This is a genomic window from Klebsiella sp. 64 (genome assembly GCF_018223915.1).
Lineage (GTDB): Bacteria > Pseudomonadota > Gammaproteobacteria > Enterobacterales > Enterobacteriaceae > Klebsiella > Klebsiella pneumoniae.
In genome coordinates, this window is sequence record NZ_JAGRQZ010000028.1 from 1 (window position 1) to 15,539 (window position 15,539).

General features: G+C 58.5%; 16 protein-coding genes. 8 read left to right on the top strand and 8 right to left on the bottom strand.

From position 1 onward, the window contains the following. Positions 1-37: 37 nt before the first annotated feature. The 4 genes from KHQ23_RS19545 to pabB form a co-directional block, all read right to left on the bottom strand. Complete coding sequence (locus tag KHQ23_RS19545; RefSeq protein WP_211776881.1) at positions 38-1,627, bottom strand: EAL domain-containing protein; 1,590 nt, start codon at positions 1,625-1,627, stop codon at positions 38-40. Positions 1,628-1,809: 182 nt separating this feature from the next. Then, positions 1,810-3,174, bottom strand: coding sequence for an L-serine ammonia-lyase (gene sdaA / locus KHQ23_RS19550; RefSeq protein WP_004151445.1), 1,365 nt, complete (start codon positions 3,172-3,174; stop codon positions 1,810-1,812). Between the two features lie 162 nt (positions 3,175-3,336). Continuing rightward, a complete protein-coding gene (locus KHQ23_RS19555) occupies positions 3,337-3,915 on the bottom strand; it encodes a CoA pyrophosphatase (RefSeq protein WP_004180429.1) in 579 nt (192 codons plus the stop codon). A gap of 3 nt (positions 3,916-3,918) precedes the next feature. Continuing rightward, positions 3,919-5,274 (bottom strand): aminodeoxychorismate synthase component 1, encoded by a 1,356-nt coding sequence (gene pabB / locus KHQ23_RS19560; RefSeq protein ID WP_023313377.1) that lies wholly within the window; start codon positions 5,272-5,274, stop codon positions 3,919-3,921. Positions 5,275-5,362: 88 nt separating this feature from the next. Between pabB and KHQ23_RS19565 the strand changes: the two genes are divergently transcribed. Further along, positions 5,363-5,548 carry a YoaH family protein gene (locus tag KHQ23_RS19565; protein WP_004145519.1) on the top strand — a complete coding sequence of 62 codons (186 nt, stop codon included), beginning with the start codon at positions 5,363-5,365 and terminating at the stop codon, positions 5,546-5,548. On the opposite strand, the gene KHQ23_RS19570 is transcribed toward KHQ23_RS19565, so the two are convergent. Beyond that, the gene (locus KHQ23_RS19570) at positions 5,549-5,893 is read right to left on the bottom strand and encodes a RidA family protein (protein WP_002910910.1); all 345 of its coding nucleotides are present in this window, start codon (positions 5,891-5,893) and stop codon (positions 5,549-5,551) included. It abuts the gene before it with no gap. A gap of 131 nt (positions 5,894-6,024) precedes the next feature. Between KHQ23_RS19570 and KHQ23_RS19575 the strand changes: the two genes are divergently transcribed. From KHQ23_RS19575 to rnd, 5 genes are all read left to right on the top strand, one after another. Next, positions 6,025-7,935 (top strand): ATP-dependent DNA helicase, encoded by a 1,911-nt coding sequence (locus KHQ23_RS19575; RefSeq protein WP_032434774.1) that lies wholly within the window; start codon positions 6,025-6,027, stop codon positions 7,933-7,935. 145 nt (positions 7,936-8,080) lie between these two features. Next, entirely contained in the window at positions 8,081-8,776 is a 696-nt protein-coding gene (tsaB, locus tag KHQ23_RS19580; protein WP_004151443.1) for a tRNA (adenosine(37)-N6)-threonylcarbamoyltransferase complex dimerization subunit type 1 TsaB, read from the top strand. A 38-nt stretch (positions 8,777-8,814) separates the two neighbouring features. Next, on the top strand, positions 8,815-9,390 hold the full coding sequence (locus KHQ23_RS19585; protein ID WP_211776880.1) for a Slp family lipoprotein: 576 nt from the start codon (positions 8,815-8,817) through the stop codon (positions 9,388-9,390). Between the two features lie 205 nt (positions 9,391-9,595). Then, entirely contained in the window at positions 9,596-11,281 is a 1,686-nt protein-coding gene (gene fadD, locus KHQ23_RS19590) for a long-chain-fatty-acid--CoA ligase FadD (protein WP_002910904.1), read from the top strand. 81 nt (positions 11,282-11,362) lie between these two features. Then, entirely contained in the window at positions 11,363-12,478 is a 1,116-nt protein-coding gene (gene rnd / locus KHQ23_RS19595) for a ribonuclease D (RefSeq protein WP_014343235.1), read from the top strand. Between the two features lie 76 nt (positions 12,479-12,554). On the opposite strand, the gene minE is transcribed toward rnd, so the two are convergent. The 3 genes from minE to minC are packed head-to-tail and all read right to left on the bottom strand — an operon-like array spanning position 12,555 to position 14,362. Next, positions 12,555-12,824: a cell division topological specificity factor MinE gene (gene minE, locus KHQ23_RS19600; protein WP_002910902.1), complete on the bottom strand. Its 270-nt coding sequence runs from the start codon at positions 12,822-12,824 to the stop codon at positions 12,555-12,557. A gap of 3 nt (positions 12,825-12,827) precedes the next feature. Then, complete coding sequence (gene minD, locus KHQ23_RS19605; RefSeq protein ID WP_002910900.1) at positions 12,828-13,640, bottom strand: septum site-determining protein MinD; 813 nt, start codon at positions 13,638-13,640, stop codon at positions 12,828-12,830. Between the two features lie 23 nt (positions 13,641-13,663). Continuing rightward, positions 13,664-14,362, bottom strand: a complete 699-nt coding sequence (gene minC, locus KHQ23_RS19610) for a septum site-determining protein MinC (RefSeq protein WP_002910899.1) — start codon at positions 14,360-14,362, stop codon at positions 13,664-13,666. Between the two features lie 126 nt (positions 14,363-14,488). Here minC and KHQ23_RS19615 point away from each other — a divergent pair, with 126 nt between their 5' ends. Together KHQ23_RS19615 and KHQ23_RS19620 are read left to right on the top strand one after the other, a co-directional pair. Beyond that, positions 14,489-14,770, top strand: a complete 282-nt coding sequence (locus tag KHQ23_RS19615) for a YcgL domain-containing protein (protein ID WP_002910898.1) — start codon at positions 14,489-14,491, stop codon at positions 14,768-14,770. 16 nt (positions 14,771-14,786) lie between these two features. After that, entirely contained in the window at positions 14,787-15,446 is a 660-nt protein-coding gene (locus tag KHQ23_RS19620; protein WP_004189297.1) for a fumarylacetoacetate hydrolase family protein, read from the top strand. The last annotated feature ends 93 nt before the right edge of the window (positions 15,447-15,539 follow it).

Consider the following 15,539-nt stretch of genomic DNA (forward strand, 5'->3'; position numbering starts at 1 on the left):
ACGACAGAATAACTCGCCGGCCGCTGCGGCCGGCGAGTTATTCTGTCGTCTCGCTCTCACCCTCACCCTCACTCTCACTCTCCTCCCTGCTGGCCAGCCACGCCGGGAACGCCTCCACCGGCATCGGCCGCGCATAATAAAACCCCTGCAGCACATCGACGCCGTGGCTACGCAGGTAGCTTTCCTGCTCCAGCGTCTCCACCCCTTCGGCAACGGTAACAATATGCAGGCGGTTGGCGAGGGCGATAATAATATCTGTCACCGTCGCGTTCACGCTATCTATGCCGACCGAGCTGGTGAACGAGCGGTCGATCTTCAGGACGTCCGGGCGCAGCTTTTCCAGCCATGAGAGCGAAGTATTGCCGGTACCAAAATCATCGATCGCCAGCTGTACGCCCTTAAAGTGCAGATGTTCGGCCATATGCTGGTCGCCATCCTGCAGGACATCGCGTTCGGTTAGCTCGACCACCAGCTGCTGCACCGGATCCACGCTGAACCAGTAATTGTGCAGGTCGCGCAGCAGGAGTCCGTTAGCGAAATGGCGCGCGGCGACATTGATCACGATGTGAAAATGGCGGTCGCGAGGAAAAGCGTCCAGGCGGCGAGCGGTTTCGGCAATCACATAGCGGGTGAGAGGGATGATCAGATTATTGCCTTCGGCGATGGGGATAAATACCTCCGGCGAAATCGTCCCACGGCGGGGATTATTCCAGCGCAGCAGGATCTCCACCCCGCAGCAGCGGCCGCTGCGCGCATCCTGCAGCGGCTGGCACCAGAGGGCAAACTCCCGGGCCGAAATGCCAAGGCTTATTTCCCGCGAGAAACTCATTCTGCCGGCGGTGGCCAGCCAGGCGATGCCGGTCATTAGCAGGCTAAAAATCAGCGCCAGCGGCAGCTCGCCGGGCAGCTCCTCAAGCGCAATCGCCGAGGCGCCAGGGCCGTTAATATTGACAGTAAACGGAAACTCCGTAGAGCGCTGGCGATAAATCACCGTGCCCTGCGGGACATGCGTTTTTTCGAGAAGCCCATGGCGGCTGCTAAAATAACGATCGCCAACCTGCAGGCTGACGTCGCTGATCAGGGCCGATTTTTCATTAAGAATTAAGGTTCCCAGCAGCTCAATATTCACCACCAGCATCACGCCGTCCAGGCCGCTCTCCGCGGCTGGATACCATTGGATCAGTACCGGCGAGCCTTTGAGCAAGGAGCTGTCGTTCGAGAAGAGCAGCAGAGGGCGGGGCGCAGGAAGCGCGGGCTGCAGGCGATGTAAGTCTGCCTGTCGCGGGCCAAAAATACTGGAACAGTAAACGATACCTGACGTGACGAGGGCGACGGAACGAATGGTTTGCAACGAGGCCGCCATTTTGCGCAGCGTCAGATGGATATCAGGGCAGGGTTTGCCCACCAGAGGGAGCAGGGTGGCTCGCTGCGCGCTTAGCGGGCGCAAGATGTCATTGAGCGCCGCCACCCGTTGGGTGGCGGCCGTGCGAATATAATCTTCATTTACGCTGCGCTGCGAAATAAATCGGATGGCTAATGTGGCGCCCAGGGTCGCCAGGGCTACCAGCAGGCAGACAATAATGCGTTTGTGACGATAGGCCGTAATGACTTTTTGTGCAGTCTGCATGTGCGACACCCTGTCGACAGGACGAGTGGTTAAGCGTGGCTTATTTTATAGAGCAAGTGTAGTGGCAGAATATCGCCAGGTATAGAAAAAAGAAAATGCGCCGTTGAAGGCGCATCAGGGAGATTTCAGTCACCAGGGTTAACCCCCTGCGCGCTTTGCAGGCGCAGAGGGACACGAATAGTTTAGTCACACTGAACTTTAATCGCCAGGCCGCCGCGCGAGGTTTCGCGGTACTTGGCGTTCATGTCTTTACCGGTTTCATACATGGTCTCGATCACCTTATCGAGCGAGACGCGCGGTTCGCTGGTGCGGCGCATCGCCATTCGCGCGGCGTTGATCGCCTTGACGGAGGCGATGGCGTTACGTTCAATGCATGGCACCTGCACCTGGCCGGCGACCGGATCACAGGTCAGGCCGAGGTTGTGTTCCATGCCGATCTCCGCCGCCACGCAAACCTGTTCCGGGCTGGCGCCGAGCAGTTCAGCCAGGCCCGCCGCCGCCATCGAGCAGGCGACGCCCACCTCGCCCTGACAGCCGACTTCCGCGCCGGAAATGGACGCATTCATCTTATACAGCGCGCCGATCGCCCCGCAGGCCATAAAGTAGCGAATATAGATCTCCGGGCTGACGGACTCGATAAAGTGATCGTAATAGGCGAGTACCGCCGGAACGATGCCGCAGGCGCCGTTGGTCGGCGCGGTTACCACGCGACCGCCGGCGGCGTTCTCTTCATTGACCGCCAGCGCGAACATATTGACCCAGTCAACAACGTTCATTGGATCGCTGGAGAGCTTATCGCTGGCCACCAGCAGACGACGCAGCGCCGAGGCGCGACGCGGTACGCGCAGCGGGCCGGGCAGCACGCCCTCGGTGTTCATCCCGCGGTCGATACAGGCGCGCATGGTCTGCCAGACGTTGGCGAAATAATCCTCGATCTCTTTTTTGCTGTGCAGAGCCAACTCGTTCTGCATCACCATCCCGGAGAGCGACAGGCCAGTCTCTTTGCAGTAGGCCAGCATTTCCTGCGCCGATTTAAATGGGTAGGGCACCTGCAGTTCGTTGGCGTTTTCCTTGCCGAAGTGCTCTTCGTCGACAATAAAGCCGCCGCCGATCGAGTAGTAGGTCTTGCAGTAGATCTCTTTCTCGCCGGCCCAGGCGTGAATGGTCATGCCGTTTTCGTGCAGCGGCAGGTTGTCGCTGCGAAAACGCATGCCGTCATCCGCCGGGAAGTCGACCTCATGCTGGCCGTTGGCCAGCAGCAGACGACCGCGCGCTTCGACGTCACGGATAAAAGCCGGGATCGCGTCAATATCGACCGTATCGGGCTGATTGCCCGCCAGTCCCATGATAATGGCGATGTCCGTATGGTGGCCTTTGCCGGTTAATGACAGTGAACCGTAGACGTCAACCGCCACACGAGTCACTGCATTAAGCAATCCTTTTTCGACCAGGTCATCGACGAACTGTTTTCCGGCCTTCATCGGGCCAACAGTGTGGGAAGATGAGGGACCAATCCCCACCTTGAACATGTCGAATAGACTAATCACGATAATACTCCTGACAGGGTTACCGCGGGTGCGGTAACGATGTAATAACTGCGCATAGTGTAAGAGGGAAGCGCCCTGTCAGTTCAACTATTCACATGAATTAAACTAATGGCTAACCGCGATTTTACTAATAATGAGAGCGCCCTCTCATTATCAGTATAGCTAAGGACGTGCGCCAATTTGCAGCGCCAGCTCGCGAATGATCCCGGCGGTCATTCCCCAGACAAAATAATGCTGGTACCAGGAGAGCCAGACGCGGTGGTCGTTGCCCCGGCGGTGGATATCGAGCGGATGGTAGCGCCCAAGGCGCAGGGCTTCGGCGAGCGGCATTTCAAATACCGCGGAGACTTCGTCCTGGCTGGCGTGGTAGTGCAGATCCGGGGGAATAATGCCCACCACCGGCGTCACCTGAAAGCCGGTGACGCTGTCCACCGGCGGCAGGACGCCGATCACCTCGACCGCCTCCGGCGGGATCGCCACCTCTTCCTGAGCTTCGCGCAGGGCGGCGGCGATAAGCGTCGCGTCGGTATTATCTACTGCGCCGCCGGGAAAGGCGACCTGGCCGGCGTGCTTGCGCAGCAGCGGCGAACGCTGGGTCAGCAGCAGGCCGGGCTGCGGCCGGCGCACGATCGGCACCAGCACCGCCGCCTGCCGCTGATTGAGCGCATGGCGCGAAGGCTGCGGGCGCAGAAGCTGAAAGCGGGACAGAAAATCATCCAGATTAAGGGCGCGATCCGCCATGGTCTAGTTCTCCAGTTGCTGCAGGATACGATTAACTTTATCAAAAGTTTCCTGATATTCCGCCGCTTCCTCGCTATCCGCCACAATTCCGCCGCCGGCGGAGCAGTACAGCTGTCCCTGCCATGCCGTCAGGGTGCGAATGGTGATGCTGGTATCCATATTGCCGCAATAGCTCAGGTAGCCAATGCTCCCACACCAGGCGTTGCGACGCTGGGGCTCCAGTTCATCGATAATCTCCATCGCCCGCACTTTCGGCGCGCCGGTGATCGAGCCGCCGGGAAAGGCGGCGCGCAGCAGGTCGCTGGCGTGCAGCGTCATTGGCAGGCGGGCGGTGATGGTGCTGACCAGATGATGGACCGCCGGGAACGGCTCCACCACGAACAGCTCGGGGACCCGGACGCTACCCGGGACGGCGACGCGGCCGATGTCGTTGCGCATCAGGTCAACAATCATTAAATTCTCGGCGCGATCTTTCGGCGAATTCGCCAGCTTCTCAGCCTGCTGCGCATCTTCCGGCGGTGAATCGAGCCGCGGTAGGGTGCCTTTTATCGGCCGCGTCTGGATCTCCCCCTGGCGCAGCTGGATAAAGCGCTCCGGCGACAGGCTTAAAATCGCCCCTTCATCGAGGCGAATAAAGGCGCTAAAGGGGGCGCGGTTGACGGTGTTCAGCTGGCGGAAGGCCTGCCATTCATCACCGACGTAGCTGGCCTGAAAACGCTGGGCGAGGTTGACCTGATAGCAGTCGCCGCTGTGCAGATAGGCCTGTACCTGGCGAAATTTTTCGCCGTACTGCTGGCGGCTCATATTTGACTGCCAGGCAGAGGTCAGGGCGAAGGTTTCACCCGGCGTCGGCGTTTGCGCCTCCAGCCACTGTAGACGCTGCTGCGGGTCGTCATAGCTGAGCAGCGATATCTGTTGGCGCTGGTGGTCGACGATAAGCGCCCAGTCATAGATCCCCACCGCCATATCCGCCAGCGCGATATCGGCCTGCGCGTGCGAAGGGAGACGCTCAAAGCGACGGCCCAGGTCGTAACCGAATAATCCCAGCGCGCCGCCGAGAAACGGCAGATCGTCATGGGGTTGCGGCGTGAACGGCTGACGATCCAACTGCTGCTGCAGGAGCTGCAGCGGATCTTCAGCTGAGACAACAACGGTTTCGCCGTCGTCGACCCACGTCTGTTCATCGCGCGTCAGTAGCGTGGCGCGCGGGGCAGCCACCAGAATATCAAAGCGGTTATGCGGATGGTCGGCAAAGCCGGAATGCAGCAGCATCGCCCAGGGCAGGGCGCTTAACGGCGCAAAATAGTGTTCGGCCGCATCCGGGCGCCAGGGCAGGGTAATAATCGCGGGGGACAACATCTTTCTCGATCCTGAACGTTGCCGCCCCTCTGGCGTAGTCGGGGACGGCGTGAAATAATTACGCCCCACAATGTAGCAGGAGTAAAAGATGTTTGCAGGTTTACCTTCGCTGAGCCACGAGCAACAGCAAAAAGCGGTCGAACGTATCCATGAGCTAATGGCTCAGGGGATAAGCAGCGGCCAGGCGATTGCCCTGGTGGCGGAAGAGCTGCGCGCAACGCATACCGGCGAGCAGATCGTCGCGCGCTTTGAAGATGAGGATGAGGACGAGTAATTACACCGCGGCGATAATTTTGATCTCAACTTTATACTGCGGGTTCATCAGCGTCGCTTCCACCGTGCAGCGCACCGGGGCGTGACCAGCCACCACCCACGCGTCCCAGGCTTTATTCATCGCCGCAAAGTCGCTTTTATCGGCGAGGAAGATGGTGGCGTCAAGAATACGCGACTTGTCGCTGCCCTGTTTTTCCAGCACCGCGTCAATCTGCGCCAGGGTATTGGCGGTCTGCTCGAAAGCGTCGGCATCGAGATTTGCCGGCACGCCGGTGTAGTACAGGGTCTGGTTGTGGATCACCACGTCTGACCAACGGGCTTCGGCATCAATACGCGTAATTGTCATTGCTTTTTCCTCTTTAAGCATTCCATTCGGCTGCGGCAAGACTGCCATAATGTGCCGCTCGCGTCACTACCCGGACTGGCGAAACGCCGTCCTCCCTGACATAATCACTGTCCAAATAACCAGGGGGCAATGTGATCGACGATTTTGCAGCAGACGGCCAGCTAGCCAAAGCCATACCGGGATTTAAACCGCGCGAGCCGCAGCGCCAAATGGCGGTGGCGGTCAGCGAAGCGATTGAGGCCTCCCGGCCGCTGGTGGTGGAAGCGGGGACCGGAACCGGTAAAACCTACGCTTACCTGGCGCCTGCGCTGCGGGCGAAAAAAAAGGTGATTATCTCCACCGGCTCGAAAGCGCTGCAGGATCAGCTTTACAGCCGCGATCTGCCCACCGTCGCCAAAGCGCTCAAATTCACCGGGAAACTGGCGCTGCTCAAAGGGCGCTCCAACTACCTGTGTCTCGAACGTCTTGAGCAGCAGGCGCTGGCGGGCGGCGATCTGCCGGTGCAAACCCTCAGCGATGTGATCCTCCTGCGCTCCTGGTCGAATCAAACCCAGGATGGCGATATCAGCACCTGCGCCAGCGTCGCGGAAGACTCTCAGGCCTGGCCGCTGGTGACCAGCACCAACGATAACTGTCTCGGTAGCGACTGCCCACTGTATAAAGATTGCTTCGTGGTGAAGGCGCGTAAAAAAGCGATGGACGCCGACGTGGTGGTGGTCAACCATCACCTGTTTCTGGCCGATATGGTGGTCAAAGAGAGCGGCTTTGCCGAGCTGATCCCCGAGGCGGAAGTGATGATCTTCGATGAAGCCCATCAGCTGCCGGATATCGCCAGTCAGTACTTTGGCCAGTCGCTCTCCAGCCGCCAGCTGCTGGACCTGGCGAAAGACATCACCATTGCCTACCGCACCGAACTGAAAGACACTCAGCAGCTGCAAAAATGCGCCGACCGCCTGGCGCAAAGCGCGCAGGATTTCCGCCTGCAGCTGGGAGACCCGGGCTACCGCGGCAATCTGCGCGAGCTGCTGGCGGACAGCCACATTCAGCGAGCGCTGCTGCTGCTCGATGACGCGCTCGAGCTATGCTATGACGTCGCCAAACTTTCGCTGGGTCGCTCGGCGCTGCTCGACGCCGCTTTTGAGCGCGCCACCCTCTATCGCGGGCGCCTGAAGCTGTTGAAAGAGATCAACCAGCCGGGCTACAGCTACTGGTATGAGTGTACCTCGCGCCACTTTACTCTCGCGCTGACGCCGCTGACCGTGGCCGAGAAGTTTAAAGAGGTGATGGCGCAGAAGTCGGGGAGTTGGATCTTTACCTCGGCGACGCTGTCGGTGAACGACGATCTGCATCACTTTACCGCCCGGCTGGGGATCGACGAGGCGCAGACTCTACTGCTGCCGAGTCCCTTTGACTATCAGCACCAGGCGTTGCTCTGTGTGCCGCGCAACCTACCCCTGCCGAACCAGCCCGGCGCAGCGCGACACCTGGCGGCGATGCTCAAGCCGCTGATCGAGGCCAACGATGGTCGCTGCTTTATGTTGTGCACCTCGCACGCCATGATGCGCGATCTGGCGGAGCAGTTCCGCGCCACCATGACGCTACCGGTGCTGCTGCAGGGCGAGACCAGCAAAGGCCAGCTGCTGCAGCAGTTTGTCAGCGCCGGCAACGCGCTGCTGGTGGCTACCAGCAGCTTCTGGGAGGGAGTCGATGTGCGCGGCGACGCGCTGTCGCTGGTGATTATCGATAAGCTACCGTTCACCTCGCCGGACGATCCGCTGCTAAAAGCGCGGATGGAAGATTGCCGGCTGCGCGGCGGCGATCCCTTTGATGAAGTGCAGCTCCCGGATGCGGTGATCACCCTCAAGCAGGGGGTGGGTCGCCTGATCCGCGATATCGACGACCGCGGGGTGCTGGTGATCTGCGACAACCGGCTGGTGATGCGCCCCTACGGCGCGGTGTTCCTGGCCAGTCTGCCGCCGGCGCCGCGAACCCGCGATATCCGTCGGGCGGTGCGCTTTCTCGCCGTACCGCCGGCAAGGTAATCCGCACTAAAATGTGTTAAGCTGCGCGCCATTTTGTTAATTAGCGGTTCCCAATAGACTTCGGGCGGCATGGCGGCGGGTTGGCCGTTTGCCGGAAATCAGGCTGCCTGAAGGCCTGAACTATGTAACGAGAGCGTGACCACCCATGCGAATTTTGGCTATCGATACCGCCACAGAGGCCTGCTCCGCGGCTCTGTGGAATGATGGCACCCTTAGTGCTCATTTCGAAATTTGTCCCCGCGAACATACCCAACGTATCCTGCCGCTGGTGCAGGAGGTCCTCACCGAGAGCGGCACCACGCTGAGCGAGCTGGACGCGCTGGCCTTTGGCCGCGGTCCGGGCAGCTTTACCGGCGTGCGCATCGGCATCGGTATCGCTCAGGGGCTGGCGCTGGGCGCCGAACTGCCAATGATTGGCGTTTCCACGCTGGCCACCATGGCGCAGGGCGCCTGGCGCAAAACCGGCGCCACCCGAGTGCTGGCGGCCATTGATGCGCGTATGGGCGAAGTCTACTGGGCCGAGTACCAGCGCGACGAGCAGGGCGTCTGGCATGGCGAAGAGACGGAAGCGGTGCTCAAACCGGACGCGGTAGCCGAACGACTGGCACAGCTTTCCGGCGAATGGGCCACCGTCGGCACCGGATGGCAGGCGTGGCCGGATCTGGCGAAAGCGAGCGGACTGACCTTAAGCAGCGGCGAAATTGAATTGCCGGCGGCGGAGGATATGCTGCCGTTAGCCTGTTACCTGCTGGCGGCGGGGAAAACCGTGGCCGTGGAGAAAGCGGAGCCGGTTTATTTGCGAAACGAGGTGGCGTGGAAGAAACTTCCAGGCCGCGAGTGAATCTCAGTAACAAGAAGACTGAGAAAAGGAGTCGCATCATGGCGGGTCAAAAACAGGGCGTTCGCTGGCTGTTAGCCGCGGCGGTTGCCGTTGCGCTAAGCGGCTGCGTGTCAGTGCCGGATGCCATCAAAGGCACCAGCCCGACGCCGCAGCAGGATTTGGTGCGGGTGATGAACGCCCCGCAGCTGTACGTTGGCCAGGAAGCGCGCTTTGGCGGTAAGGTGGTCAATGTGCAAAACCAGCAGGGGAAAACCCGCTTAGAAATCGCCACCGTACCGCTGGACAGCGGCGCGCGGCCAGTGCTGGGCGAGCCGTCCCGCGGAAGGATTTTTGCTGACGTCAATGGCTTCCTCGATCCGGTGGATTTCCGCGGTCAACTAGTGACCGTGGTCGGACCGATCGCCGGGGTGGTTGACGGCAAGGTGGGCAGCACGCCGTATAAATTTATGCTGATGAACGCCACCGGCTACAAGCGCTGGAACGTAGTGCAGCAGGTGGTGATGCCTCCGCAACCTATCGACCCGTGGATGCTGGGTCCGCGCCCCTGGGGCTACGGCTATGGCGGCTGGTACAATCCCGGCCCTGCTGAGGTGAGAAACGTTGTAACCGAATGATTTTGTTGTTTATGTTAGTTCAAAGAAACAGCGGCCGGTCCGCTGTTTCTTTGTTTTCAGTCGAATAAGAAAAAAAATAGTGACGCGCTTCGCAACCTGCTCATTGCCTAATTAATAAACTGGTACGCTGAGTTAATATAATGTTAACAAAATGTATTATCCAGGGGCTGTGATGACGACGAATAACTATTTCAGAGGTGATGCAGTGAAAAAGGTTTGGCTAAACCGTTATCCCGCAGATGTTCCGGCGGAGATAAATCCTGACCGCTATCAATCCCTGGTTGAACTGTTTGAACATGCCACCACCCGTTACGCCGACCAACCGGCGTTTATCAATATGGGTGAAGTGATGACCTACCGTAAGCTGGAGGAGCGTAGTCGCGCCTTCGCCGCTTATCTTCAGGAGGGGTTGGGGTTACAGAAGGGCGATCGCGTGGCCCTGATGATGCCTAACCTGCTGCAGTATCCGGTGGCTCTGTTTGGCATCCTGCGCGCCGGGATGATCGTGGTTAACGTCAACCCCTTATATACCCCGCGCGAACTGGAGCATCAGCTCAACGACAGCGGCGCGGCGGCGATCGTCATAGTCTCCAACTTTGCCCATACCCTGGAAAAAGTGGTGGCGAAAACTCAGGTCCAGCATGTGATCCTGACGCGCATGGGCGACCAGCTTTCCACCGCCAAAGGCACGCTGGTGAACTTTGTGGTCAAGTACATTAAGCGCCTGGTGCCGAAGTACCACCTGCCGGACGCCATCTCGTTTCGCAGCGCGTTGCAGCACGGCTATCGCATGCAGTACGTCAAGCCGGAGATCGTTGCGGAAGATCTGGCGTTTCTGCAGTACACCGGGGGCACCACCGGCGTGGCCAAAGGTGCGATGCTCACCCACCGCAATATGCTGGCTAACCTCGAGCAGGTCAATGCCACCTACGGCCCGCTGCTGCATCGCGGCAAAGAGTTCGTGGTGACCGCGCTGCCGCTGTATCACATTTTCGCCCTGACCATGAACTGCCTGCTGTTTATCGAACTGGGCGGGCAAAATTTGCTGATCACCAACCCACGCGATATCCCCGGGCTGGTGAAGGAGCTGGCGAAGTATCCTTTTACCGCCATGACCGGGGTCAATACCCTGTTCAACGCCTTGCTGAACAACAAAGAGTTCCAGCAGCTTGATTTCTCCTCGCTGCATTTGTCCGCCGGCGGTGGGATGCCGGTGCAGCAGGCGGTGGCCGAGCGCTGGGTAAAACTGACCGGGCAATATCTGCTGGAGGGCTACGGCCTGACAGAGTGTTCTCCGCTGGTCAGCGTTAACCCGCACGATATTGACTACCACAGCGGCAGCATTGGCCTGCCGGTGCCCTCCACCGAAGCCAAACTGGTGGATGATGATGATAACGAAGTGGCGCCGGGTCAGCCGGGCGAGCTCTGTATTAAAGGGCCGCAGGTGATGCTGGGCTACTGGCAGCGCCCTGACGCGACGGATGAGATTATCAAAGACGGCTGGCTGCACACCGGGGATATCGCGGTGATGGATGAAGAGGGGTTCCTGCGCATCGTCGATCGCAAAAAAGATATGATCCTGGTGTCGGGTTTTAACGTCTATCCGAACGAAATCGAAGATGTGGTCATGCAGCATAGCGGGGTGCTGGAAGTGGCGGCCATCGGCGTGCCGTCCGGCAGCAGCGGCGAAGCGGTGAAGATTTTCGTAGTCAAGAAAGATGCTGCGTTAACCGAAGAGGCGCTGATTACGTTCTGCCGTCGCCATTTGACCGGATACAAGGTGCCGAAGCTGGTGGAATTCCGTGATGAACTGCCGAAATCCAACGTCGGGAAAATTTTGCGGCGAGAACTGCGTGACGAAGCGCGCGCTAAAGTGGACAATAAAGGCTAAGTAACGAATGAGTCGCCTGACGCCGGCTACGCCGGCGTTTTTTATGGGCGCAAGTTAAGAGAGTATGCTTTGAACTATCAGATGATCACCACCGACGATGGCCTGCGCGCTGTCTGCGAAGCGGCAAGCACGGCCTCCGCCGTCGCTCTGGATACGGAATTTGTCCGCACCCGCACCTATTACCCGCAGCTGGGCCTGCTGCAGCTGTTCGACGGCCAGCAGGTCTCTCTGATCGATCCCTTGACGATTAACGACTGGGCGCCGATGCGCGACCTGCTGCTCAACCAGGATGTGACTAAATACCTGCATGCCGGCAGCGAAGATTTAGAAGTCTTCCTTAATGCATTTAACCTGATGCCGCAGCCGCTGATTGACACCCAGATCCTGGCGGCCTTCTGCGGCCGCCCAATGTCCTGGGGCTTCGCCTCGATGGTGGAAGAGTATTCCGGGGTAGCGCTGGATAAAAGCGAATCCCGCACCGACTGGCTGGCGCGCCCGCTGACTGAGCGTCAGTGTGAATATGCCGCGGCCGACGTCTGGTATCTGCTGCCGATCGCCAGCCAGTTAATGGCGGAGACCGATCGCGCTGGCTGGCTGCCGGCGGCGCTCGACGAGTGCCGCGTGATGCAGCAGCGTCGTCAGGAGGTGGTCGACCCGGCCGAGGCCTGGCGCGATATCGGCAACGCCTGGCAGCTGCGTACCCGCCAGCTGGGTTGTCTGCAGCTGTTGGCGGAGTGGCGCCTGCGCAAAGCGCGCGAGCGCGACCTGGCGGTAAACTTTGTGGTGCGGGAAGAGCATCTGTGGAGCGTGGCGCGCTATATGCCCACCAGCCTGGGCGAGCTCGACAGCCTCGGGTTATCCGGTAGCGAAATTCGCTTCCACGGCAAAACGCTGATTAGCCTGGTCGAAAAAGCGCAGGCGCTGCCGGAGTCGGCCCTGCCGGCGCCGCTGCAGAACCTGATCGACATGCCGGGCTACCGCAAAGCCTTTAAAGATATTAAAGCGCTGGTGCAGGAAGTGAGCACGGAGAAGGGCGTAAGCGCGGAGCTGCTGGCGTCGCGTCGGCAGATCAACCAGCTGCTGAACTGGCACTGGCAGCTGAAAACGCAAGCCGGTGAACCTGAGCTGATTTCCGGTTGGCGCGGGGAGCTGATGGCCGAGCGGCTGAAGAGGCTGTTAAACGACTATCCGCGCTAGTTCGCGGCCAGGTTCAGACCATTAAAAAACCGGCGGCGCGTGGCGTAGCCGGTTTTTTTCGCGATGGCGCGAAAGGTCAGGATTTCGACTCTTCCGTTTCGGGTAGGGTCACGTTCAGCTCAAGAATGGATATATCCCCGTCCCGCTGCTCCAGCTGCACGCTGACCATCTCCGGGTCGATCTGTACGTATTTACAGATCACTTCCAGGATATCTTTGCGTAACTGCGGCAGGTAATGCGGCTCCGCGTCTCCGCGGCGGCGCTCGGCGACGATGATTTGCAGGCGTTCTTTCGCAATATTAGCCGTGTTCTTTTTTCGCGAGAGAAAAAAGTCGAGTAAAGCCATAATTTATCCTCCGAACAGGCGTTTGAGGAATCCTTTCTTCTCTTCTTCAATGAAGCGGAAAGGGCGTTCTTCTCCGAGCAGACGTTCAACGGTATCGGCATAGGCTTTGCCTGCGTCCGAGGCGGCATCGAGGATCACCGGCTCACCCTGGTTGGATGCGCGCAGGACTGACTGGTCTTCCGGGATCACGCCTACCAGGTTGATGCGCAGAATTTCCAGCACGTCTTCCATGCTCAGCATATCGCCTTTATTAACGCGGCCTGGATTGTAGCGGGTCAGCAGCAGATGCTCTTTGATTGGCTCTTCGCCATTTTCCGCGCGGCGGGATTTAGAGGCGAGAATGCCAAGGATACGGTCGGAGTCGCGAACGGAGGAGACTTCCGGGTTAGTGGTGATGATGGCTTCATCAGCAAAGTAAAGCGCCATCAGCGCACCGGTTTCAATGCCTGCCGGGGAATCACAGACGATGAAATCGAATTCCATTTTCTTCAGTTCTTCGAGAACCTTGTCGACGCCTTCGCGAGTCAGAGCGTCTTTATCCCGGGTCTGGGAAGCCGGGAGAATGTAGAGATTTTCCGTGCGCTTATCTTTAATCAGCGCCTGGTTCAGTGTGGCATCGCCCTGAATGACGTTGACGAAATCATAAACGACGCGACGTTCGCAGCCCATAATCAGGTCGAGGTTACGCAGGCCGATGTCGAAGTCGATAACGACGGTTTTCTTTCCCTTCTGGGCCAAACCTGTAGCGATGGCCGCGCTGGAGGTGGTCTTGCCAACGCCCCCTTTACCCGAAGTCACAACAATAATGCGTGCCATAGAAATTCCTTGTTAAAAAGGGATTAATTTAACGGTTGAATTGCCAAAGCGCTTTCACCTAAACGCAGGCGCGCCGCTTTGCCATAAAATTCGGCCGGGATGTTATCGCTCAGCCAATATTCCCCGGCGATGGAGACCAGCTCCGCCGCAAGGTGGGTACAAAATATCTGGGCGTCTCTGTCGCCACCGGCGCCTGCCAGCGCGCGTCCTCGCATCATGCCATATACATGGATATTTCCGTCAGCGATAAGTTCCGCACCGGCACTCACATGATTTGTAACAATAAGATCACAGTGTGGCGCATAAATGCGCTGACCGGAACGTACCGGCTGATCAATCAAACGCGTTTTTGTGATCTGACTAGCAACTGGCGGCGGCGGGGTGGGTTCGGACGGTGCCGGACGAGAGGCTTTTTCTTTCCCTTCGGTTAATAACGGGATGCCGGCGCGGTCGATTTCGGTTTTCAGGCGCGGAATTTTGCATCCGCTAACGCCCATAATACGTAAACCGGTCGCGGCGATAGCCTCGTTGATGGCGCGCCATTCTACCTCCTCCTCGATGCTGGCGATATTCACCACCACCGGAGCATGACGTAAAAAGGCGGGAGCCTGGGCGATTTTGTCTTCTAACGCCTGACGAATAACCTCGGGATTTGCATCGTGCAAATGAACGACAGATAACGTGAAGCTACTGCCTTTAAGTTCGATTGGCGTATTTGACATCCTGGCCTTACTCAATTTGCTGTTTATCAACCGCCGAAGTGCGGTGATATTCCGAAGACTAAAAGGCATGTTATAGTCACTCATATATTGAGGCAAGTGACCACGGGTCTAATTCCGAGTAAAACTATGTTTTGTGTGATCTATCGAAGTACTAAACGTGAACAAACCTATTTATACGTCGAAAAAAAGGACGATTTCTCGCGCGTTCCTGACGAGCTAATGCGCAGCTTTGGCACGCCGCAAATGGCGATGCTGCTGCCGCTGGATGGGCGCAAAAAACTGGTTAACGCCGATCTGGAAAAAGTGAAACAGGCGTTAAGCGAACAGGGCTATTACCTGCAACTGCCTCCGCCGTCTGAAAATCTACTAAAGAAACACCTGGCGGAACAGGGGAAACAATCCGATTAACCCACGAGGGAAAATAATGTACCAACATCATAACTGGCAGGGTGCGCTTCTGGATTATCCAGTAAGCAAAGTAGTGTGCGTCGGCAGTAATTATGCGAAACACATCAAGGAAATGGGCAGTGCGACGCCGGAAGAGCCGGTGCTGTTTATTAAACCTGAGACTGCGCTGTGCGATCTTCGTCAGCCGTTGGTGCTTCCTGAGGGGCTGGGCTCGGTGCATCACGAAGTCGAGCTGGCGGTGCTTATCGGCAGCACGCTGCGTCAGGCGACGGAAGAGCATGTGCTGAAAGGGATTGCCGGCTATGGTGTCGCGCTGGATCTCACGCTGCGCGACCTGCAGGCGAAAATGAAAAAAGCGGGACAACCCTGGGAGAAGGCCAAAGGCTTCGATAACGCCTGTCCGATCTCCGGCTTTATCCCGGCCGCTGAGTTCCACGGCGACCCGCAGAATACGTCGTTAAGCCTGAAGATTAATGGCGAAGTGCGCCAGCAGGGCACCACTGCCGACATGATCCATAAGATTGTGCCGCTGATCGCCTATATGTCGCGCTTCTTTACCCTCAAAGCCGGGGATGTGATCCTCACCGGCACCCCGGAAGGCGTGGGGCCGCTGCACAGCGGTGACGAGCTGGAGGTCGGCTTCAACGGCCTGGCGCTCACTACCCGCGTGCTGTAAGCGCTATTTGCCGCCTTTTGGGGCGGCAAAACTTGCATCGGCGTGCCAGACTGGTTATAAGGTGCACCCTTAACTGGCAACGACGGACACTCC